The organism is Campylobacter concisus, from assembly GCF_902460575.1.
GTDB lineage: Bacteria > Campylobacterota > Campylobacteria > Campylobacterales > Campylobacteraceae > Campylobacter_A > Campylobacter_A concisus_AW.
The window spans coordinates 166,381-187,422 of record NZ_CABPUY010000003.1; the positions used below are offsets into that span (position 1 = coordinate 166,381).

Annotated in this window: 22 protein-coding genes and 1 pseudogene; 18 read left to right on the plus strand and 5 right to left on the minus strand. The window is 39.7% G+C overall.

Annotated elements, in window-relative coordinates; genetic code table 11:
* Positions 1-115 precede the first annotated feature (115 nt).
* Complete coding sequence (locus F3G76_RS07295; protein ID WP_149706607.1) at positions 116-3,436, plus strand: DUF748 domain-containing protein; 3,321 nt, start codon at positions 116-118, stop codon at positions 3,434-3,436.
* Here F3G76_RS07295 and F3G76_RS07300 read toward each other — a convergent pair.
* Entirely contained in the window at positions 3,433-3,837 is a 405-nt protein-coding gene (locus F3G76_RS07300; protein ID WP_149706334.1) for a hypothetical protein, read from the minus strand. The genes F3G76_RS07295 and F3G76_RS07300 overlap by 4 nt on opposite strands.
* 114 nt (positions 3,838-3,951) lie before the next feature.
* Here F3G76_RS07300 and F3G76_RS07305 point away from each other — a divergent pair, with 114 nt between their 5' ends.
* From F3G76_RS07305 to F3G76_RS07345, 9 genes are all read left to right on the plus strand, one after another.
* Positions 3,952-4,155 (plus strand): tautomerase family protein, encoded by a 204-nt coding sequence (locus F3G76_RS07305; RefSeq protein ID WP_009295389.1) that lies wholly within the window; start codon positions 3,952-3,954, stop codon positions 4,153-4,155.
* Positions 4,152-4,649 carry a thioredoxin-dependent thiol peroxidase gene (gene bcp / locus F3G76_RS07310; RefSeq protein WP_149706335.1) on the plus strand — a complete coding sequence of 166 codons (498 nt, stop codon included), beginning with the start codon at positions 4,152-4,154 and terminating at the stop codon, positions 4,647-4,649. Before F3G76_RS07305 ends, bcp begins: the two co-directional genes overlap by 4 nt.
* An 8-nt stretch (positions 4,650-4,657) precedes the next feature.
* Complete coding sequence (locus F3G76_RS07315) at positions 4,658-6,373, plus strand: phosphoethanolamine transferase family protein (RefSeq protein WP_149706336.1); 1,716 nt, start codon at positions 4,658-4,660, stop codon at positions 6,371-6,373.
* A gap of 25 nt (positions 6,374-6,398) precedes the next feature.
* Positions 6,399-7,040 (plus strand): thiol:disulfide interchange protein DsbA/DsbL, encoded by a 642-nt coding sequence (locus tag F3G76_RS07320; protein WP_149706337.1) that lies wholly within the window; start codon positions 6,399-6,401, stop codon positions 7,038-7,040.
* A 100-nt stretch (positions 7,041-7,140) separates the two neighbouring features.
* Positions 7,141-8,055 (plus strand): branched-chain amino acid transaminase, encoded by a 915-nt coding sequence (locus F3G76_RS07325; RefSeq protein WP_149706338.1) that lies wholly within the window; start codon positions 7,141-7,143, stop codon positions 8,053-8,055.
* Between the two features lie 16 nt (positions 8,056-8,071).
* Complete coding sequence (locus tag F3G76_RS07330; RefSeq protein ID WP_149706339.1) at positions 8,072-9,184, plus strand: prohibitin family protein; 1,113 nt, start codon at positions 8,072-8,074, stop codon at positions 9,182-9,184.
* Between the two features lie 2 nt (positions 9,185-9,186).
* A complete protein-coding gene (gene hisIE / locus F3G76_RS07335; protein ID WP_149706340.1) occupies positions 9,187-9,921 on the plus strand; it encodes a bifunctional phosphoribosyl-AMP cyclohydrolase/phosphoribosyl-ATP diphosphatase HisIE in 735 nt (244 codons plus the stop codon).
* On the plus strand, positions 9,911-10,441 hold the full coding sequence (locus F3G76_RS07340) for a DUF2393 family protein (protein ID WP_149706341.1): 531 nt from the start codon (positions 9,911-9,913) through the stop codon (positions 10,439-10,441). Before hisIE ends, F3G76_RS07340 begins: the two co-directional genes overlap by 11 nt.
* Positions 10,441-10,992: a DUF2393 family protein gene (locus F3G76_RS07345; protein WP_021088134.1), complete on the plus strand. Its 552-nt coding sequence runs from the start codon at positions 10,441-10,443 to the stop codon at positions 10,990-10,992. Before F3G76_RS07340 ends, F3G76_RS07345 begins: the two co-directional genes overlap by 1 nt.
* Before the next feature lie 153 nt (positions 10,993-11,145).
* Here F3G76_RS07345 and F3G76_RS07350 read toward each other — a convergent pair whose 3' ends face one another.
* The 4 genes and pseudogenes from F3G76_RS07350 to modA form a co-directional block, all read right to left on the minus strand.
* Positions 11,146-12,477 (minus strand): acetyl-CoA carboxylase biotin carboxylase subunit, encoded by a 1,332-nt coding sequence (locus F3G76_RS07350; protein ID WP_149706342.1) that lies wholly within the window; start codon positions 12,475-12,477, stop codon positions 11,146-11,148.
* Complete coding sequence (gene accB, locus F3G76_RS07355; RefSeq protein WP_149706343.1) at positions 12,477-12,929, minus strand: acetyl-CoA carboxylase biotin carboxyl carrier protein; 453 nt, start codon at positions 12,927-12,929, stop codon at positions 12,477-12,479. Before accB ends, F3G76_RS07350 begins: the two co-directional genes overlap by 1 nt.
* 85 nt (positions 12,930-13,014) lie before the next feature.
* Positions 13,015-13,674: a molybdate ABC transporter permease subunit gene (locus tag F3G76_RS07360; protein WP_149706344.1), complete on the minus strand. Its 660-nt coding sequence runs from the start codon at positions 13,672-13,674 to the stop codon at positions 13,015-13,017.
* A gap of 8 nt (positions 13,675-13,682) precedes the next feature.
* A pseudogene (gene modA / locus F3G76_RS07365) lies at positions 13,683-14,255 on the minus strand (molybdate ABC transporter substrate-binding protein); the annotation flags it as partial.
* A 253-nt stretch (positions 14,256-14,508) separates the two neighbouring features.
* On the opposite strand from modA, the gene F3G76_RS07370 reads away from it, so the two are divergent.
* From F3G76_RS07370 to eno, 8 genes are all read left to right on the plus strand, one after another.
* Positions 14,509-15,597, plus strand: coding sequence for a nicotinate phosphoribosyltransferase (locus tag F3G76_RS07370; RefSeq protein WP_149706345.1), 1,089 nt, complete (start codon positions 14,509-14,511; stop codon positions 15,595-15,597).
* A gap of 5 nt (positions 15,598-15,602) precedes the next feature.
* Positions 15,603-16,103, plus strand: coding sequence for a chemotaxis protein (locus F3G76_RS07375; RefSeq protein WP_149706346.1), 501 nt, complete (start codon positions 15,603-15,605; stop codon positions 16,101-16,103).
* Between the two features lie 112 nt (positions 16,104-16,215).
* Positions 16,216-17,031 (plus strand): menaquinone biosynthesis family protein, encoded by an 816-nt coding sequence (locus F3G76_RS07380; protein ID WP_239389814.1) that lies wholly within the window; start codon positions 16,216-16,218, stop codon positions 17,029-17,031.
* A complete protein-coding gene (fliQ, locus tag F3G76_RS07385; RefSeq protein ID WP_223154231.1) occupies positions 17,028-17,297 on the plus strand; it encodes a flagellar biosynthesis protein FliQ in 270 nt (89 codons plus the stop codon). Before F3G76_RS07380 ends, fliQ begins: the two co-directional genes overlap by 4 nt.
* On the plus strand, positions 17,294-18,091 hold the full coding sequence (locus F3G76_RS07390; protein ID WP_149706347.1) for a UDP-N-acetylmuramate dehydrogenase: 798 nt from the start codon (positions 17,294-17,296) through the stop codon (positions 18,089-18,091). Before fliQ ends, F3G76_RS07390 begins: the two co-directional genes overlap by 4 nt.
* Before the next feature lie 8 nt (positions 18,092-18,099).
* On the plus strand, positions 18,100-18,588 hold the full coding sequence (locus tag F3G76_RS07395; RefSeq protein WP_148784269.1) for an addiction module antitoxin: 489 nt from the start codon (positions 18,100-18,102) through the stop codon (positions 18,586-18,588).
* A gap of 62 nt (positions 18,589-18,650) precedes the next feature.
* Positions 18,651-19,748 carry a recombinase RecA gene (gene recA / locus F3G76_RS07400; protein WP_021085361.1) on the plus strand — a complete coding sequence of 366 codons (1,098 nt, stop codon included), beginning with the start codon at positions 18,651-18,653 and terminating at the stop codon, positions 19,746-19,748.
* On the plus strand, positions 19,748-20,998 hold the full coding sequence (gene eno, locus F3G76_RS07405; protein ID WP_021088878.1) for a phosphopyruvate hydratase: 1,251 nt from the start codon (positions 19,748-19,750) through the stop codon (positions 20,996-20,998). Before recA ends, eno begins: the two co-directional genes overlap by 1 nt.
* Positions 20,999-21,042 lie beyond the last annotated feature (44 nt).

Below are 21,042 nucleotides of genomic sequence, written 5' to 3' on the forward strand. Positions count from 1 at the left end.
TATTAAGATAAGTGTAAATTTAATGTATAGAAAATTTGAAATTTCTAACTATCTTTTAACCTTTTTTAAAGTAAAATCAAGGCTCATTTTAGCTGACAAAAAGGTAAAATTCACAATGGATAAAAAGAAAAAAATAGCCCTGATCACTGGCATCTGCGTAGTTTCACTTTTGCTTATCTACACGCTTCTTGGCTTTTTTGGACTGCCTTATGCTATCAAAAATATCGCGCCAAAATACCTAAAAGACTACAACGCAACGCTTTTTGTAAGTGATGCTAAATTTAACCCATTTACCTTCGAGCTAAACGCTACAAATGCCGAGCTAAACACTACTTCTCCACTTTTTAGCACGAAGCAGATCGACCTTAAGCTAAAACCATTTTCTATCTTTAAAAAGCTAGTTGAGATAGACATTTTTAGGCTAGATGAGCCAAAAGTAAAGATCGCAAGAGATAAAAAAGCAAATTTTAACTTTAGCAATTTTATAAGCGATGATAACGCAACTAGCGAAGATAACAGCACTAGCTCGGTAAATTTCGCGCTAAATAACGCAAAAATCATCAAAGGCTCATTTTCTTATAGCGATCAAAATTTAACAAAGCCATTTAACGTAAGCTTTGATGATATAAACTACGAGCTTAGCTCGCTAAATACGAAGAAAAATAGCGCAGGTAGTCACATCTTTGACTCAAACTCAAGCCTGGCGCACAAGATCGATCTAAATGGCGATATCAAGCTAAATCCACTAAAAATAGAGGGTAACGTCAGCATAAAGGACTTTAGCATAAAGCCAGTTGCGATAAGCTTCATCGACAATGACGCGTTAAATCTCAAAAATGCCATTATAAACTTAAAGATAAACTACGCTTTAAATGCCGACGAGAACGCAACTAAGATAAATTTAAAAGATGGCTTTTTAAATGTAAAACGACTAAATTTAAACGAGGGCGAAAATGAATTAAACCTTGGCGAGTTAGAGCTTCCAAAATTTGATCTTGATAGTAAGATAGCGGACAAAACGGAGGCTGCGCTAAATTTAAGCGCTATAAATTTAAATGACATCTCTTTTAAAAGTGCTATCGCTGCGAGCGTAAAATCACTAAATTTAAATGAGATCACGCTGCTTGCAAATTTAAATGAAAAAAGCGAACTAAACGCCACAGCCAAGCTAAAAAATATGGGGGCAAACGCTTTAAAAATAGATGAAGCAGATAGAAATTTAGCAAATTTAAAAGATATAAATGCTTCAAATTTAAACCTAAATTTAGTAAATAACAAAACCGCCCTAACGCTTGAAAAAATAGCACTAAATGGCATCAACGCACCACTTAGCAAAAGTGCAAGTGCAAATGTAGCAAGTGCTGGCGTGACAAATACAAATTTCACAATGGATGGCAACAAAAGCCTTGCGAGCCTTGATGAGCTAAACATAAAAAACATAGAGCTTAAAGCAAAAAATAAAGATATAGCAAGCGTCGCTGATGTGGCGATAAAGAGCATAAGCTTTGATCTTTTAAAAATAGCTCTAAATATCGCTAGTGTCGATGTTAATAAGCCTAAATTTACTTCAGAACTAAACGACAATGGTCTAAGTGCTGTAAATGAGCTAGGATTTGGAGAGCAGAGCGCAAAAGCTACAAAGGTGGCAAAACACACTAAAAAAGTAGAGAAAAAGGCTGAAAATAAAAGTGCTTCAAAAAGCAAAGAAAATGAGTTTAAATTTGATGTAAAAAATATAAGTGTGAATAACGCAGATATCGCTTTGACACACCTTTTTGAAGGCGAGAAGATTGCTCATAAATTTGATAATCTTTTTGTAAAAGTAGCAAATTTAAATAGTGATTTTAGCAAGCCATTTGACGCAAAAGTGGCGATGAAGAGCTCGCAAAAGCTAAATTTGGATGTTGAATCCAAGATAAAGATCGAGCCACTTGATGTGAGTGCGAAGATCAAGCTAAATGATACAAATTTACCAAAGTATTTTGCCTACGCAAAGCCCTTTTTAGAGGCCGATCTAGCTAGCGGACAGATGAGCGCAGATGCCCAGCTTCACTACGCAAAAGATATCAAAGCAGACGCAAAACTTAGCATAAAAGATATAAGGCTAAATGGCAAAAAAGCTGAAAAACTGGTCGCCTTTAAAAGCCTTGATCTTGAAAAAATTTCATTTGCCAAAAACGACCTTACTATAAGCGGAGTGAGCTTAAATTCGCCATTTATCAAGGCTCATCTAAGCAAAGAGCGTAAATTTAACCTATCTCAGATCATAAAAGAGGATAAAAATAAAGCTAAAACTGAGGCAAAACCTGAGACCAAAAAAGTGGCTAGCAAAAAAGAGGACGAGCTAAAATTTAGCGTTAAAAATTTCTCTCTAAAAAATGGCGAGGTTGATTTCTCGGACGCATCGCTATTTATGCCATTTGCCACAACGATCTCAAAGTTAAATGGCAAGCTAACAGACATCGATAAAAAGCGCCCAAGCTCAGGCGAGTTTCAAGGTGTGGTTGGCAAAAATGGCTTTGCACAGATCACTGCAAAACTCTTTCCATTTGAGCTAAAGCAAAATACCGACATAAAGCTTGACTTTAAAGATATCGATCTAACTGATATAACGCCATATAGTGGGCAGTTTGTGGGCTATAAGATCAAAAAAGGCAAGCTAAATTTAAACCTAAACTATAGCGTCGTCGACTCAAAACTAAATGGCTCAAATTTCATAAATTTTGACTCACTTACACTCGGAGAAAAGGTTGATTCAAAAGACGCTGTAAATTTACCACTTTCGCTTGCTATCTCGATACTTAGCGATCAAAATAATCAAATAAACATCGATCTGCCAGTTGAGGGAAATTTAGACGATCCTGACTTTAAATATGGTGGCGTCATCTGGGCAGCTGTGAAAAAGCTCTTTGCCGATATCACGCTAGCTCCATTTAGATTTTTAGGCAACGCTTTAGGACTTGGCAGCAAAGATCTTAGCTCTATTGATTTCCTTGCTGGAAGTAGCGAGCTTATAAGCTCAGAAGCGCCTAAGATAGCTGATTTTATAAAGCTAACTGGCTCAAAACCTAAGATGAAGCTTAGCATAACGCCAACATACTCAAAACTCGATGAGAGCTTTTATAAAAACAAAAAACTAGATCAAAAGATCAATCAAATCATCGCTTCAAGTGGCAAAGACTACATCGCAGTTTTAAATGAGCTTGTGCCAAATTTAAAAGATAGAAACGAAAAAGCCTTAAGAGAAGAGGCGCTAAAGGGCATCGAGGTCGATAAAGAAAAGCTAATAGAGCTTGCAAATGAGCGTGCAAATGCGGTAAAAGAAGCGCTTATAAAAGCTGGGCTTGAGGCTGGCCGCATAAATATGAACGATGCAACAAGCTCAGAGCCTAAGCAAAACACCTACACAAGCGTGCTAATGGGAGTGGCGAACTAAATTTCATTTATTTCGCTGCTTCTTGCATTATAGACAAACCAGCTAAGAAGCATAAGCATCATAAATGCCCCAAAAATAAGGCTTGCGTAAAAGTATAAATTAAAATCAGCTCCGAGCAAATTTGCGTTGTGAAGGGCGATCATAACGCCAGCTAAAGCGATTAAGTAGCCAATTAGCTTGATGATGAAAATTTTAGGATTTATAAGGATCAGCAAAAGGCCACAAAGTATGATGCCAAGGGCTATTTGTAAATTTGAAATGTCAGCTTGAGCGCTTGAGCTAAGTGTTAAAAAACCAGCTAAAAGCGCCATTAGCATCATCAAAACCGCATAAACCGCCCTGCTTCGTCCAAAGCCATACATAAAGCAAACAAAGCCCTTATTTTGCCTGTTATAGTCCATTTTTCGCTCCTTTTGGAAGTTTGCTTATTTTAATGCCAAATTCTTAAATAACGGCTTTAATCTGAAATTTCACTCATTTTGGCTAATATTTTACATCTTAAAAAAGGAGCAAAAATGCCTTATGTTAATATCAAAATAGCAGGCCCAGAGCCTACAAAAGAGCAAAAAGATCAAGTTTTTAAAGAGGTAACCGAGACGCTTGTAAGAGTGCTTGGTAAGAAAAAAGAGGCGGTTATGATCTTTATCGAAACTCACGACGCTGGCAATATCGGCGTAGGCGGCGAGAGCGTAGAGGACAAAAGAAAGGGGATGAAATGAGCGAATTTAGCAAAGAAGACATTGAGAGAAAGATAACGCTTGAAGTTGGCGATAAAGCGCCAGAGTTTGAAGCACTAAATCAAGATGGCGTAAAGGTCGCATTAAAGGACTTTATAGGCAAAAACGTGGTGCTTTACTTCTACCCAAAGGACAACACTCCAGGCTGCACGACTGAGGCTTGCGAATTTAGCGCAAACTACGATCAGTTTATCAAAAATGACACCGTTATCATCGGCGTTAGCCCAGATAGCGTGAAGTCGCATGTGGGCTTTATCGCAAAGCAAAATTTAAAGCACATCTTGCTAAGCGACGAGGATAAAGAAATTTCAAAGCTTTATGGCGTTTGGCAGGTCAAGAAAAACTACGGCAAAGAGTATCTTGGCATAGTTAGAAGCACATTTGTGATCGGCAAAGACGGCAAGATAGTTAAAATTTATAAAAGCGTAAAAGCCAAAGACCACGCCGCAAAAGTGCTAGCTGATCTAGTAAAATAAGGTAAAAAATGACCAAATTTTTTAATACTATCATAAAAAGTCCATTTATAAATATATTTGTGGTTACAACGCTTGTAATGTTTATAGCAAATATCTATAAAATTTACTTTTTTGAAGGAACTGACCGTATAGCTCTTATGCATATGGCAAGAAGCTTAACTACTATATTTTTATTAAATTTAGTTATCACACATGTTCTTTACTTGCTAAGTCGTGGGCTGTTTAAAGGGCTTTATCTAATTTATGCGCTAATAATTTTTATTCTATGTTTTATAAATTTTTTCACTTTAACAAGTTTAAAAACAGATATAAATATAGCAATAATAGACAGTGTGCTACACACAAATCCAGATGAAGCCGGTGAGTTTTTCCAGACATTTTTTGAAGCTAAATATCTAGTAGTTGCTATACTTTTGTGTATCATCTTTTATACTATGACAAGATATAAAAGATCTAAGACAAAAGAATTTAGCCGAAAAACTATCATTGTCCTTTCGGTAATTTATATAGCCTTTGCAGCTGTATTCTTTACAAAATCAGCAATGAGAATATCGTCTAATAAAGCTGATAGAGCTATAAGTAAGCTCTCAGAACATATCCTGATAAATTATGCTTTTGTTTTAAAAAAATATCTTTTAGATGATAATTTTTTAGCTAGCAATAAACAAATTTTAAAAGATTACGACGTATCTAAAGCAGCAAATCAAAACATAAAAGCTGAGCAAAAAGTAGCAAATGTAGTCTTTGTGATCGGTGAAAGCTTACAAAGAAATGAGATGAGCGTTTATGGCTTTGGCTTGCCGACTACACCAAATTTAATGGCATTAAAGCAAAGTGGCAATGCCATAATCTATACAGATACTACTGCTCCTGACACATATACAAATGGTTCTCTTTCAAAGGTTTTGAATTTCTCGAACTATGAAAGCAAAAAGCCTTGGAGTAAGAGTTTAAACATCGTTGATATGTTTAGTCTAGTAGGATACAAAACAGCATGGATAAGCAATCAAAGCAATATAGGCGGATACTCTACAACACAAAAAAGCGTTGCAGATAGAAGTGATATCACATTTTTTACACAAAAATTTGCATCAGCTACAAATTATGCCGGTAGAGAAACAGATGGCATACTTTTGCCTGAAATTTCAAAGATAAAACAAAACCTTGGAGAGTCGAATTTTTATATCATTCACCTAATGGGAAATCACTTTAAATACGACCTAAGGTATCCAAAAGATTTTGCAAAATTTACAGCCAGTGATCTACAAAACAAAATGAATCCTGGGCAAAAAGAGAGCTTTGCCTGGTATCTAAATAGCGTACTTTATAATGACTACGTGATAAATGAAATTTATAAAATTTTTAAAGATGATGAAGCTTTAATAGTCTATCTTTCCGATCACGGCGAAGCTCTTTTTGAGATAGATGGCATAAGAGGTCACGGCATGATAAACCGCTTTGTTTTAGAAATTCCGCTTATATTTATAGGAACTGATAAATTTAAAGCAAAATATCCACAAATTTGGCAAAAACTTGAAGTGGCAAAAGATTATAAATTTATGAGTGATGACATCATTCACACTTTTGCTGACATCGTAGGCACAAAACCACTTGAATATAATGCCTCAAGGAGCTTAATAAGTGGCGAATTTAATGCAAGCAGAAAGCGTCTAGTAAATGGCACTGACTATGAAAATATCAAAAATGTAAAGCCGCAATGGTAAATGACAAAAATAACAAGGAGCAAAGATGAAGTTTATAAAAATGCTAATTTTAAGTGCGTTTTTTGCGCTAAATTTATCGGCACTGACTGAAGGTGTGGAGTATCAAACTCTAGCAAAACCGCTTAACGTGCCTAAAAACTCAGTCGTCAAGGTCTTTAGCTACGACTGCCCTCACTGCTATAAATTTGACCGAACGATCACAAGAAAGCTGATGTCAAAGCTTGACGGAGTCAAATTTATACCTTATCATCTAAGCACCAAAGGCAAGCTTGGCGAGACTACAAGTAAAATTTTCGCCGCTCTTATATCGATAGATGAGGCAAATGGGACTGATCTGCTAAGCGATGAGTCTAAATTTAAACAAGCGAAATTCGCGATCTACAAAGCAAGGCACGATGAAAAAGATGACTTTAATGACGGCAAAGATAAGCAAAGATTTATCGATCTAGCGCTAAATGCGGCTCATGTGAGCAAAGATGAATACGAAAAAGCGCTAAACTCAGAGCGCGCAAAAGAGCTTTTAAACGAGTGGTTTGCCTCTTATGACGTAGCTAGCATTAGCGGTGTGCCAGCCTTTGTGGTAAGCGGAAAGTATCTTATAAATTTAAACGCAGCATCGTCGATCGATGAGATGGCAAAGACGATAAAAGAGCTTTTAGATAAGTAACTTTGGCCTAAAATTTACGGATATTTTGGGCTTAGAAATGTAAATTTAAAGCAATTTTAGATAAACTCGGATCAAATTTCTAAAAAAGAAAGGTTTAATTATGAACGCTTCAGAATTCATCTGGATGGATGGAAAACTAGTAAAATGGGACGATGCGAAAGTACACGTTCTAACTCACTCTTTGCACTACGCTAATGCCGTATTTGAGGGCACAAGAGCTTATAAAACAAAAAAAGGTCTAGCTATTTTTAGACTCAAAGACCACACAAAAAGACTTTTAAGATCAGCAAAAATGACCGTTTTAAATGTGCCTTACAGCGAAGAAGAGCTTGAAAAAGCGCAGATCGAACTACTTCGTGCAAACAAATATAACAGCAACGTCTATATCCGCCCACTTATCTTTTTAGGATACGGCGTGATGGGCGTAGCGCACACAAAAGCACCGGTTCAAACCGCTATCGCTTCATGGGAGTGGGGTGCTTACCTTGGCGATGAGGGCCTAGAAAAAGGCATCAGGGTTAAAATTTCAAGCTTTGCCAAACTAGCTCCTGCTGCTCAAATGAACAGAGCAAAAGCTAGCTCAAACTACCTAAGCTCTCAAATGGCAAACTACGAAGCAAAAGAGGCTGGATACGACGAGGCGCTACTTCTTGATAGCGAGGGCTTTGTGGCTGAGGGTCCAGGCGAGTGCTTCTTCATCGTTGAAAATGGCGCATTGATCACTCCACCAAACGATAACAGCCTACTTAGCATCACTCAAGATACAGTCATAAGACTAGCTCACGATCTTGACATCGAAGTAAGAAGAGAGCGCATCACAAGAGATCAAGCATATACAGCTGACGAGGCATTTTTCACTGGTACTGCAGCTGAAGTAACGCCGATAAACAGCATAGATAACCGCATAATCGGCAACGGTGCTAGAGGCGAAGTGACAAAGAGACTACAAAAAGCTTACTTTGACGTAGTTTATGGTCTAAACAAAAAATACGAATCATTTTTAACATATATTTAAGATTTAAAGGAACGAAATGCCCGCTGATTTAAATGATTATTTCAACAAAAAAAAGCCAGGTAATGACAACAGGGGCTCAGGTCAAAATAATGACAAAGAGTCACCTTTTAAAAAGGATTTTAAAATGCCAAATATACCAAGCGGCTTTGGTAAATTTGGTGCGCTAGCCTACATAATAATCGCCATTATCGCGATCCTTGCTATCACTCAGCCATTTAAAGTGATACACTCAGGCGAGGTCGGTATCAAAGCCACAGCGGGTAAATATGAGCCAAATCCTTTACAACCAGGATTTCACTTTTTTTTACCATTTATCCAAGATATCATCGTAGTTGATACTAGAGTTAGGATCATCAACTACACTTCAGGCGAAGATATGGGCGAGAGTTTGCAAAAGTCTTATCAGGGAGCTGGAATTTTACGCAAAAACTCTATCTCAGTTTTGGACGCTAGAAATTTACCAGTTAGCATCGATATCACCGTGCAATACCGCCTAAATCCAGAAAATGCACCACAAACTATCGCATCTTGGGGTCTTAGCTGGGAGAGCAAGATCGTTGATCCTGTCGTGCGCGACGTGGTTCGCAGCATCGCTGGTAAATACACAGCCGAAGAGCTACCAACTAAGAGAAATGACCTAGCAAGGCAGATAGATGAGGGCATAAGAAAAGATATCGACTCTCAGCCAAACAAGCCAGTCGAGCTTCTAACAGTGCAGCTTCGTGAGATCATCTTGCCTTCAAAGGTAAAAGAGCAGATCGAGCGTGTCCAGATCGCTAAACAAGAGGCCGAGAGGACAAAATACGAGGTCGAGCGTGCAAATCAAGAGGCTCTAAAACAAGCTGCCCTTGCAGAAGGTAGCGCAAAAGCTGCGATCATCGAGGCAAAGGGTAAGGCCGATGCTATCAAGATCGAGGCTGATGCGACTGCGTATGCAAACAAAGAGATCGCAAAAAGTGTCGATCAAAATTTATTAAATTTAAAGCAGATCGAGACACAAAATAGATTTAACGACGCTCTTAAAGAGAACAAAGATGCCAAAATTTTCTTAACACCTGGCGGAGCTGTGCCAAATATCTGGCTAGACGCAAAAGATAGGGCAAAAGCTAGCTCGGTTAGCGAAAGGTAAAAATGAATAGCGTAGCAAAAAGTATAGACTGGCAAAAAGTTGGTGGATTGCTCCCGGTGGTGGTTTGCGATCACGCTACAAACGAGGTTTTGATGCTTGCTTATATGAACGAAGAAGCACTAAGCTTAACTCTATCTAGCCGCTACGCTCACTACTTTTCACGCACTAAAAATAGAATTTGGAAAAAAGGCGAAGAAAGTGGCAACACGCAAGAGATCAAGGCTGCGTTTTTAGACTGCGACAACGACACTTTGCTTTTAAAAGTTGTTCAAAATGGAGGCGCTGCTTGTCACACTGGGGCAAGGTCTTGCTTTTTTAACGAGATAAATTTAGAAAATTTAGAAATTTCAGATCAAAAATGCAAGGTTAAAAAGCCAAGTTACGGCGTTATTGACGAGCTTTATCACGTTATAGAAGATAGAAAGCTAAATGCTGATCCACAAACTTCATACGTGGCAAGTCTTTTTAAAAAGGGTGAAAATCAAATTCTAAAAAAAGTTGGCGAAGAGGCTACAGAGCTTGTCATGGCGGCAAAAGAGCTTAGTTTTGCCAAGCAGATAAAACAAGATGAGCAAAAAGCAAAAAATGACCTCATCTATGAAGCAGCTGATCTTTGCTTTCACGCGCTTGTGGCACTTTCAGCCCACAACATACATCCAGATGCCGTCAAAAACGAGCTTGCAAGGCGTTTTGGCATGAGTGGCATCGAAGAAAAAAGATCGCGAGATGTTAAATAGCATCAAGCATAACATACTTTTCATACTGCAAAATGCGAAACTTATCGACTTTCTAGCCTATGGCTGGGTCTTTTTAGCCTTTATATTTATCGTGCTTTTAGGAATTTTCGTCGCGATAAAATCGTGGTGGCAGATAGGATTTTTATTTATCCTAGCTGGTTTTTTGGGACTTTTCGCAGGTAACTACTACGCAAACAAATATATAAATGAAAATCTAAGACCAGTTAGCATAAGCAAAATAAACACAAAACAGCTTCAATATGTAGATGCGTTGATGGTTGATTTTAACATCACAAATAATTCAAAATACACATTAAACATTTGCAAAATCGAGCTTGGCTTCTACCTTGGCTCTAAACAAAGTACGAGAAATTTTCTAAATTCACTAAACCCATTTGCTAAAAAACGGATCATTTTAAATGAAGTGCTTTTGCCAAAGCAGAGCAAGCATATAAGAGAATTTGTCAATGACTTTGCCTTCATTGACTACAATATCACCAAAAAAGCGGAGTGTTTTTGATGAGTTCAAACTACTTTACCATCGTTCATATCATCGTGCTTTTCGCGATCGCACTACTTTCTATTTTGTTTCTTGTGCTCTCACTTAGAGCTGAGCGAAAGCTATTTTTATCACTGCTTTTTACAAATATTTTGGTCTCAACCACGCTTGCCATTTTTTTGATGCTAGTTCTTGACAAATACACCAAAAAAGGCATAGTCGAGGGCGTAAAGAGCGAGCGAGTGTTAAGAAATGAAAGCATCGTCTTTCGAGGTCAAGTAAGAAATGTCGGCAAATTTACCATTAGCAAATGCACCCTTACAATTAAGCTTATTAATCAACCGCTAAATAAAAACGATCTTGGCGGCGAGGCGCTATTTAAACCAAGCGGGATCTCATTTTTCTCATGGGTTTTTGGAGGCGATGAGGACGAGAGGCCAAACACCGTGGCATATAAATTTGACGTAGCTCAAAATTTGCCAAAGCAAAAGGCAGTGCCATTTACAGTGACTATGCCTTATCCGCCATATTTTAAAAATGGTATGAATATCACAAAACTTAGTTGCTACTAATAAATTTAGATAAATTTTTAGTATTTATTGCATTTTATAGTTACGATCTGGCTAAATTTCTCTTAAATTTAATAACTCGATCTAAAAATTTGGCTTATATAAAATAAGAAATTTTAAACCAAAGCCAAAAAGACGATGGTTTAAAATTTAGTTTTAATGTCTTGAAAGATAGTTTGTATCGTAGTTGTTACTTAAAAAGTCTTTGTTTTCCATCATGGCGATGTGAAAATCTTTTGTTGTTTTGATGCCGCTTATTATGAGCTGATCAAGAGCAACTTTCATCTTGTGAATGGCCCTAGCTCTATCAGTGTCCCAAACAACGAGCTTTCCGATCATACTGTCATAATAGGGCGGTATAGAGTAGTCTTGATAGATGTGACTATCCATTCTCACATTGCGGCCGCCTGGGCAGACATATTTTGTGATCTTGCCAGGGCACGGAGTAAAGGTGTTTGGATCCTCAGCTGTGATCCTGCACTCGATCGCATGACCTTTTAGCTCGATGCTCTTTTGTGACGGTAGCTTTTCACCCTCAGCCACTTTTATCATAAGCTCGATGATATCAAGTCCGCTTACCATTTCGCTTACTGTGTGCTCGACTTGAAGCCTTGTGTTCATCTCGATGAAGTAAAAGTCTAAATTTTTATCAACCAAAAACTCAAACGTACCAGCTCCCTCGTAGCCGATCGCTTTTGCTGCTTTTATGGCAGTTTCATGTAGCCTCTCTCTTGTTTTTTCATCAAGTAAGATAGCTGGGCTCTCTTCGATCAGCTTTTGATGACGGCGCTGCATAGAGCAGTCGCGCTCACCTATGTGAAGCACGTTGCCGTGGCTATCACCGATGATTTGAACCTCGATGTGGCGTGGGTTTAAGATATATTTTTCCATATACATTGTGCCATCGCCAAATGCACTCATCGCCTCGCTCTCAGCCGACCAAAATGCTTTTTCTAAATCAGCCTCTTTTTCAACCACGCGCATACCGCGTCCGCCACCGCCTGCAGCAGCTTTTAGTATGACAGGGTAGCCGATCTTTTTAGCTAGCTCTTTTGCTGCTTTTGTGTCAGCCACAGCGCCGTCTGAGCCAGGGATGACTGGCACGCCGGCTCTTTGCATGACCTGTTTTGCCTTGCTCTTGTCACTCATCAAAGCCATCGCAGCAACGCTTGGTCCTATAAATTTGATCTTGTGATGTGAGCAAATTTCAACAAAATTTTGATTTTCGCTTAAAAAGCCATAGCCTGGGAAAATAGCGTCTGCTTCGCTGATCTCAGCTGCGCTTATGATAGCTGGGATATTTAGGTAGCTGTCACTTGAGCGCTCTTTACCGATGCAAATGGCCACGTCGGCGTATTTTACGTAAAGCGCGTCTTTGTCAGCAGTTGAATAAACTACAACAGCTTCTTTACCCATCTCCTTTATCGTTCGCAAAGCACGAAGAGCGATCTCGCCGCGGTTTGCGATTAAAATTCTCTTTAATTCCATTAATTTTTCTCCACGCCAAATAACGGCAATCCAAACTCAACTGGCTGTCCGTCAGAGACTAGCATCTCAGTGATCTGGCAGTCAAATTCAGCCTCGATCTCGTTCATGATCTTCATAGCTTCGATGATGCCCACTACATCGCCTTTTCTCACTCTTTGACCTACTTTTACAAATGGAGCAGCGCCTGGGCTTGGAGCAGCGTAGAAAGTACCTACCATAGGAGATTTTATGCTATCTTTTGGCGAATTTGCAGCTGGTTTTACCTCTGAGCTAACGACAACATTTACAGGTGTTGGCGCTGGAGTTGCTGCTTGTGCTACTGGCTTCGCAGGCGCGCAATAATCAGCAAATTTCTCTACCTCGACCTCAAAATCACCACTTTTTATCTTGATATGATTCATCTCCATACCATTAAAAAATTCGATAAGCTCTTTTATATCTTCTTTTTTCATAGAAAATTCTCCTAAATTTTTATATAAGCCCTTAATTGTAGCGAAATTTAAATAAATTTAATTTTTAGCTGGCATAAATTTTGTGCTAAATCCTACTTTTTTCTAGCAAATTTATAATAAAAAATAAGAAAAAACTAAGCACAACTAAAACAAGGCTTAAAGCGAGTGCTTGATCGCTTCTGCCGTCATAGACTGCGTTGTAGATAGCAAGTGAGATGGTGTCTGTTTTGCCTATGATATTGCCGCCTAAAATGAGCGTTATGCCAACCTCGCCAAGCCCTCGCGAGAGCGCTAGGATAAAGGCTGCTGCCACGCTTTTTGCGATGCTTGGGAAAAGCACTAAAATAGCTGTTTGAAATTTATTTTTACCAAGGCTGTATGCCGCCTCGCTAAGGCTTTTTGAAAGTGAGCCTAGTGCTGAGGCTACGGGTTTTACAAAAAGTGGTAGCGAGGCTATGAAAGCAGCTATAACAAGGGCTTTAAAGCTAAAGACGATCTCTAAATTTAAAGCCTTGCCGATGATGCCATTTTTGCCAAGTAGATAAAGCAGTAAAAATCCAGTCGCAATGGGCGGAAATATGAGCGGAAAGGTGACTATCATCTCGGCAACTGCTTTAAATTTAGAGTTGCTAAAAGCTAGAAAATAAGCAAGAGCTAGCCCAAAAATAGCAAGCAAAAGCCCTTGGCACAAAACGACCTTTATACTTAAAAATAGCGGATCAAAAAGCCAAGCAAGCTCTTGCAAATTTCGCCCTATCTTATGCCAAATTTAGCGTAAATTTCTTTTGATCTCTCGCTTTTTAGCTCGTTTATAAATTTCTCGCAGTCAGCCTTTTTCTCGCATCCTTCAAGCTTTGCAGCCACGATGTTTGCTGGTGCATAAAGCGACTTGTCTATCAAGATAAAACTACCAAATTCATCCTTGTGCGCGTTTAGCTCGGTTTGGTTGATAAAGCCAGCATCAACTTCGCCGTTTAATATATAGGTAACGACCTGTGGCACGCCTGCAACTGCTAAAATTTTATCCTTTAGCTCGCCCTCTAAATTTGCTTTTTGCATAAACTCGCTCGCTCTCTTGCCATAAACTGTCTTTGCCGCGTCTGGCATAGCGATTTTTGAAAGCGTTTTTAGCTCGTCAATTTTTTCTATTTTCAAGCCTTTTTTAGTAGCTAGCACCAAGGCGCCAGAGCCTAAATTTACATATTCAGTGATCTTTAGATCAGACTTTTTCAAAAAGTCCTCATCGCCCACTATCACGTCAGTTTTGCCCTCTTTTGCCTGCGCCATGATCGCTTTGATGTTTGCAAAGGATGTATCAATATTTACGCCATCTTTTTTGAGATTTTGCGCGACCGCCTAGACTATCTTTTTATATCCACCGCCCGCACTAACTAGCAAATTTTCATTGCCAAATGCAAAGACTGCGACCATTAAAAGCAAAAATTTTTTCATATTTTTTCCTTTAAAAATAAAATTTCACGATTTTATAAAATATACTCTTATACATTCTTAAAATATATTTTTACAATTTTACTCTTTTTCTAAAATGGTATAATCTCGCAAAAACAAAAGGATAGACATGAACGAACTTGAGCTAAAGATGCAAGGCAAGATAGAGAGGCTAACAGATAAGACTTTTAAGCTGGATCCAAGGATCGGCGAGGGCTACTTTACTGCGAAATATTTTCTAAAAGTAAATGAGATAATTAAGCAAAATCTGCCTGATCAGCATGTGACGATGCAGTTTTTCCAAAGGCGTGATGATATCATGCTTTGTGGCATCGACGAAGTTTTAGCCATCATCAATAAATTTGCCAAAAACCCAAGCGAGCTTGAGATTTACGCACTTGATGATGGCGATATCATAAATGCAAACGAGCCAGTTTTAAAGATAAGTGGCAAGTATGAAAATTTCGGATTTTTAGAAAATGTGATCGACGCGACTCTTACTAGGAGAAGCTGCGTGGCGACAAACTCAAGAGACGTGATAAAAGCGGCAAACGGCAAGGGCGTCTTTAGCATGGCTGATAGACAAGATGACATCTGCACGCAGCCAGGTGACGGCTATGCCTCATTTGTCGGTGGTATAAAAAAAGTTGCTACTGACGCTCAGGGTGAGCTTACAGGACTAAAAGGTGGCGGTACCATGCCTCACGCGCTCATTCAAATGTGTGGCGGAGACGTGGTGAAGGCTTGCCAAATTTATGCTAAAACCTTTGAAAACGAGCAGATCACGGCCTTGGTTGATTACAACAACGACGTGATAACAGACGCTTTAAAGGCTGCAAATGCGCTAAAAGAGAGGCTTGGCGCGGTTAGGGTTGATACTAGTAAAAATTTGATAGATAGGTATTTTGAGAACAAAGATACGAGTAAATTTGACCCACATGGCGTTTGCAAGGAGCTTATATTTGCCCTAAGAGAGGCGCTTGATAAAGCTGGTTTTAGTCACGTTAAAATCGTCGTTAGCTCAGGCTTTAACCCGCAAAAAATGAGCGAATTTGAGAAATTTAATACTCCGGTTGATATTTACGGCGTGGGAAGTTATCTTGTTAAAAATGACATTTGTGGTTTTACAGGTGATCTAGTCGAGCTAAACGGCAAAAATGAAGCTAAATTTGGTAGAAAAAATTTTATTTCAGATAGGCTAAAGAGAGTAAAATTTTAACAAAAATGAAAATTCTAAGTAAATTTTTTATATTTTTGACATTATCCCTCTCTGTCTGCATGTCTGCAAACTATGCCAATGCCTTTGAAAAAGTTGGCATCCTTGAGGACGGAGTTTATCGCTTTAGTCAAAATGGCATCGGGGTCAAAAAAGACCTGCTTGTAAAGGTGATCTCCATGCAAAACTTGGATAGCTCACGCAAAAAGATCATCTCCATGCTAAATATCCCTAAAAAGTCTAAAATAAATGACTTTAAATCAAGCGATGCAGGCGTGATTGTCTGGCCATTTTACGAGTTTGAGGGCAAATTTATAACGACAATAATCGTTGAAAATATAAAAAAAGAAGATAGCGATCAAAAACTGATTAAGATGCTTGAACTTAAGCATCCGTTTTACTCAACGCTCCAAGCTCGAAGAAAAGGGGCTAAAGACGCCATAGACGTGAAATACGTGCTAAATTTCAAAGAGGCAAAGCTGGTAAAATCGTTTCAAAACCGCCCTTAAAACTTTATTTTAAATAAATTTCATTAAAATGGCGTAATCAAAAAAAGGATCATCTTTGCATAATCTAAAAACTATAAACGTCGCTCACTCGCCAGACGCTGATGATATTTTCATGTATGCCGCGGTCAAATTTGGCTGGGTTAGCAGTAAAAATTTAGCCTTCACATCAAAGGCGCTTGATATAGAGACACTAAACGAAGAGGCGCTAAAAGGCACTTACGAGGCAACAGCGATCAGCTTTGCGCTCTATCCTAAAATTTGCGATGAATTTGCGCTTTTACGCTGTGCAGTGAGCTTTGGTAATGGATATGGTCCAAAGCTTATCAAGCTAAAAGATAAGCAGCTAAAGCGAAATTTCAAGGTCGCTCTCTCTGGCAAAAACACGACAAATGCCCTGCTTTTTCGCATAGCCTACCCAGAGGCAAGGATCGTTTATAAAAATTTTCTTGAGATTGAAAATGCCGTGCTTAGCGGCGAGGTCGATGCTGGCGTGCTCATACATGAAAGTATCTTAAATTTCTCAGACCAGCTCTGCGTGGAGCGCGAAATTTGGGACATCTGGAGCGAGCTAAACGGCGAAAATTTACCACTTCCACTTGGTGGCATGGCGCTTAGACGAAGCCTACCCATAACCGACGCGATCGAGTGCGAGAGAGTGCTTAGCGAGGCCGTTAGGATCGCCACTTCTCACAAGCCATTTTTATCTCACATGCTAATGGAGCGAAATCTCATCAGAGTTGGCAAAGATGAGCTAAAAACGTATCTAAATTTATACGCAAATGACGAGTCAATAAGCATGAACGAAACGCAGCTAAAAGCGCTAAATAAGCTCTATCAAATAGGCTACAACAAAGGCTTTTTTGAAAAGCCAATCGACGTAAACGACTACCTAATCCCAACTGAATACAACGAAGTAAGGTTTAGCTGATGCAAAGTACGCTTGTCTCACTTGGAGTTGAAACCTTTAAGATCGCCCTTTATATCAGCCTCCCGATGCTGTTAAGCGGCCTCATTGCAGGTCTTATCATCTCCATCTTTCAAGCGACCACGCAGATAAACGAAACCACGCTAAGCTTCGTGCCAAAAATTTTGCTAGTAGTCGTTGTCATCATATTTTTAATGCCTTGGATGATCTCGATGATGGTTGAATTTACCACTCGTATGCTTGATTTTATACCGGAATTTATCCAGTGACGAGGCTTGTTGATTTTTCTAAATTTACCTCAGTTAGGATAGGCGGCGTGCATGAAATTTTCGAGGTTGATAGCCTTGAAGATTTAAATTCGCCTCACTTTTTAGGCTCTGTGATGATAGGCGGGGGTAACAACCTTCTTATCTCGCCAAATCCCCCAAAAATGGCGATGCTTGGCAAGAGCTTTGACTATATAAATTTAGAAATTTGTGATGAGAAAATTTACCTTGAGATAGGTGCTGCGACAAAATCCGCTAAAATTTATAACTTCTGCAAACAAAACAACATCGCGAACCTTGAGTTTTTAAAAAACATCCCAGGCACGCTTGGCGGACTTATAAAAATGAACGCTGGACTGCTTAAATTTAGCATAAGCGACAACCTTACGCATGTGCATCTGGCTCGTGGCTGGGTGAGCAAAGATGAGATAAAATTTAGCTACCGCCACAGCGGTATAGATGAGGCTATTTTGGGGGCTAAATTTGAGCTTCATATTGGTTTTGACGCGAGCATGTCTGATGCCATAAGCGCAAAAAGGGCAAATCAACCAAAAGGGGCTAGCTTTGGCAGCTGCTTTGTAAATCCACAAGGCCATTTTGCAGGGGCGTTGATTGAGGCAGTTGGGCTAAAGGGATACGTGATCGGCGGAGCGAAATTTAGCGAAGAGCACGCAAATTTTTTGATAAATTTTAACCACGCAAGCTTTGAAGACGCCACTAGCCTTATAAATTTGGCTAGAGCTAGGGTTTTAGAGAAATTTGGCGTAGAGCTTAAGACTGAAGTTTGCATTTTATAAGGATGATGATGAGTGAGTTTTTAGCAGAAGTTTTAACACTTTCTATTTTGTTTATTATGATTGGTTTTTATGCCGTTTATAGGGCTAAAAAGGCACAAAGCGAGCATGAGAAAAATATGGCTGATTATGATAAAAATCTGCTAAATTTTGCTCAAATTTTAGGTGTGCAAAACTACATCGACCTAGTTAAATTTGATGAAATTTTAGCCCAGGCCTTAAAAGAAAAACTAATTTTTAAATTTAATAAATCTACCTCGCAAGAGGAATTTATCTCTTTTATAAAAGATGAAAATTTTAAAACCAAACCCCAAATTTCACAAAATAGTATCGATGAAGCTTTTTTAAACCTTTGCGCGAGCTCGCTCGTAGAGCCGCTAAATCTTGCGATACTAAAAAACGAAGATCAAATTTATGGATTTTTGTTTGAAAAAGAGCAGCTTTTTGCTCTTATTGATAGCGCTGCGTTGCTTGGCGAAAATATTATAATTTGCGAGTAAATCAAGTAAAATTCATCTCTTTTTAGATAAAATCAAGCCAAATTTCAACTATAAGGTAAAAAATGGCAAAAGAAAAAGATAGTGACAAAAAGATAGCTATCCCAGAGAGCGAAGCGGACAAGAAAAAGGCGCTTGAGCTTGCGCTAAAGCAGATCGATAAAGCTTTTGGCAAAGGCACGCTTTTAAGACTTGGCGACAAAGAGGTTGAGGCTATCGAGTCGATACCGACTGGCTCGCTAGGACTTGATCTGGCTCTTGGCATAGGCGGCGTTCCAAAAGGCAGGATCATAGAGATCTACGGACCAGAGAGCTCTGGTAAGACCACGCTCACACTTCACATCATCGCTGAAGCGCAAAAAGCTGGCGGAATTTGTGCATTTGTCGATGCAGAGCACGCACTAGACGTAAAATACGCCTCAAATTTAGGCGTAAATACCGACAACCTTTACGTCTCTCAGCCAGACTTTGGCGAGCAGGCACTTGAGATCGTTGAGACGCTTGCAAGAAGTGGCGCAGTCGATCTTATCGTGGTTGATAGCGTCGCTGCTCTTACTCCAAAGAGCGAGATAGACGGCGATATGGGCGATCAGCATGTTGGCCTTCAGGCAAGGCTTATGAGCCAGGCGCTTAGAAAGCTAACTGGAATTTTAAGCAAGATGAAGACAACTGTTATCTTCATCAACCAAATTCGTATGAAGATCGGTATGATGGGATATGGCACGCCAGAGACCACAACTGGCGGTAATGCACTTAAATTTTACTCATCTGTAAGGATCGATGTCAGAAAGATAGCTACACTTAAACAAAATGACGAGCCTATCGGCAACCGCACAAAAGCAAAAGTCGTTAAAAACAAGGTCGCGCCTCCATTTAAAGTGGCTGAATTTGACATCATGTTTGGCGAGGGTGTGAGCAAAGAGGGCGAGATCATCGACTATGGCGTAAAACTAGACATCATCGACAAATCAGGCGCGTGGTTTAGCTACAAGGCCGAAAAACTAGGTCAAGGTAGAGAAAATGCCAAAGCCTACCTAAAAGAGCACCCAGAAATTTCTGACGAGATAGTAGCGGCGATCAAAGGCTCAATGGGGATAGATCACCTAATAAGCAGCGGCGCAAAAGACGAAGACGACGACACAAACGAAGCAGGAGATGAATAATGGTATTTATTGAAGATGTAGAAGCTCACGAGGTTTTAGACAGCAGAGGCAACCCAACAGTTCGTGCGACAGTTAGACTAAGCGACGGCACCGAGGCAAGCGCGATCGTACCAAGCGGCGCAAGCACTGGCAAGCGTGAGGCGCTCGAGCTTCGCGACAAAGACGAAAGATATGCTGGCAAAGGCGTTTTAAAAGCCGTTTCAAACGTAAATGAAAAGATAGCCGAGGCGATAATCGGCCTTGATGCCTACAACCAAAAAGCAGTCGATGCGGAGATGCTTGAGCTTGATGGCACGCACAACTACTCAAATTTAGGCGCAAATGCGGTCCTTGGCGTATCTATGGCAGTAGCTCGCGCAGCTGCAAAGAGCCTAAATATCCCGCTATACCGCTACCTTGGCGGTGCAAACGCTAGCATCTTGCCAGTGCCGATGTTTAACATCATAAATGGCGGCGCACACGCAAACAATAGCGTTGATTTTCAAGAATTTATGATCATGCCATTTGGCTTTAGCACATTTAGCGAGGCACTAAGAGCTGCGACTGAAATTTATCACAAGCTAAAATCTATCCTAAACGCAGCTGGACACAGCACAGCTGTCGGCGATGAGGGCGGCTTTGCTCCAAATTTAAAAGACAATGAAGAGCCACTAAAGCTCATCTCGCAAGCTGTCAAAGAGGCTGGATATGAGCTAGGCAGCCAGATAAAGCTAGCCCTTGACGTCGCTTCAAGCGAGCTTTACAAAGACGGCAAATACGAGCTTGAAGGCAAGAAATTTAGCAGCGATGAGCTCATTAGCTACTATGAAAAACTTTGTGAAAAATATCCGATATTTTCTATCGAAGATGGTCTTAGCGAGGATGACTGGAGCGGCTGGGCTGAGCTTACAAAAAGGCTTGGCAGCAAGGTGCAGCTAGTTGGCGACGACCTTTTTGTTACAAATGAGAAAATTTTACGCGAAGGCATCGAGAAAAATATCGCAAACGCGATCTTAATCAAGCCAAATCAAATAGGCTCAGTCACGCAAACTATGCAAACTGTCCGCCTTGCTCAAAGAAACGGCTACCGCTGCATAATGAGCCACAGAAGCGGCGAGAGCGAAGATGCGTTTATCGCTGACTTTGCGGTCGCACTAAACACTGGCGAGATAAAGACAGGTGCCACTTCAAGAAGCGAGCGCAACGCGAAATACAACCGCTTGCTCGAGATTGAGCTTGAGGCGGGTGAGTTTTTAGGGGATAATATTTGAGCGAAATTTTAGATGAATATGGCAAAGAAGATGGCATATTTCAT

Excerpts from the sequence above, each read along its gene's own strand:
- F3G76_RS07295 (WP_149706607.1), top strand. The coding sequence starts at position 116 with ATGGATAAAAAGAAAAAAATAGCCCTGATCACTGGCATCTGCGTAGTT.
- F3G76_RS07300 (WP_149706334.1), bottom strand. The coding sequence starts at position 3,837 with ATGGACTATAACAGGCAAAATAAGGGCTTTGTTTGCTTTATGTATGGC.
- F3G76_RS07305 (WP_009295389.1), top strand. The coding sequence starts at position 3,952 with ATGCCTTATGTTAATATCAAAATAGCAGGCCCAGAGCCTACAAAAGAG.
- bcp (WP_149706335.1), top strand. The coding sequence starts at position 4,152 with ATGAGCGAATTTAGCAAAGAAGACATTGAGAGAAAGATAACGCTTGAA.
- F3G76_RS07315 (WP_149706336.1), top strand. The coding sequence starts at position 4,658 with ATGACCAAATTTTTTAATACTATCATAAAAAGTCCATTTATAAATATA.
- F3G76_RS07320 (WP_149706337.1), top strand. The coding sequence starts at position 6,399 with ATGAAGTTTATAAAAATGCTAATTTTAAGTGCGTTTTTTGCGCTAAAT.
- F3G76_RS07325 (WP_149706338.1), top strand. The coding sequence starts at position 7,141 with ATGAACGCTTCAGAATTCATCTGGATGGATGGAAAACTAGTAAAATGG.
- F3G76_RS07330 (WP_149706339.1), top strand. The coding sequence starts at position 8,072 with ATGCCCGCTGATTTAAATGATTATTTCAACAAAAAAAAGCCAGGTAAT.
- hisIE (WP_149706340.1), top strand. The coding sequence starts at position 9,187 with ATGAATAGCGTAGCAAAAAGTATAGACTGGCAAAAAGTTGGTGGATTG.
- F3G76_RS07340 (WP_149706341.1), top strand. The coding sequence starts at position 9,911 with ATGTTAAATAGCATCAAGCATAACATACTTTTCATACTGCAAAATGCG.
- F3G76_RS07345 (WP_021088134.1), top strand. The coding sequence starts at position 10,441 with ATGAGTTCAAACTACTTTACCATCGTTCATATCATCGTGCTTTTCGCG.
- F3G76_RS07350 (WP_149706342.1), bottom strand. The coding sequence starts at position 12,477 with ATGGAATTAAAGAGAATTTTAATCGCAAACCGCGGCGAGATCGCTCTT.
- accB (WP_149706343.1), bottom strand. The coding sequence starts at position 12,929 with ATGAAAAAAGAAGATATAAAAGAGCTTATCGAATTTTTTAATGGTATG.
- F3G76_RS07370 (WP_149706345.1), top strand. The coding sequence starts at position 14,509 with ATGAACGAACTTGAGCTAAAGATGCAAGGCAAGATAGAGAGGCTAACA.
- F3G76_RS07375 (WP_149706346.1), top strand. The coding sequence starts at position 15,603 with ATGAAAATTCTAAGTAAATTTTTTATATTTTTGACATTATCCCTCTCT.
- F3G76_RS07380 (WP_239389814.1), top strand. The coding sequence starts at position 16,216 with ATGTATGCCGCGGTCAAATTTGGCTGGGTTAGCAGTAAAAATTTAGCC.
- F3G76_RS07395 (WP_148784269.1), top strand. The coding sequence starts at position 18,100 with ATGAGTGAGTTTTTAGCAGAAGTTTTAACACTTTCTATTTTGTTTATT.
- recA (WP_021085361.1), top strand. The coding sequence starts at position 18,651 with ATGGCAAAAGAAAAAGATAGTGACAAAAAGATAGCTATCCCAGAGAGC.
- eno (WP_021088878.1), top strand. The coding sequence starts at position 19,748 with ATGGTATTTATTGAAGATGTAGAAGCTCACGAGGTTTTAGACAGCAGA.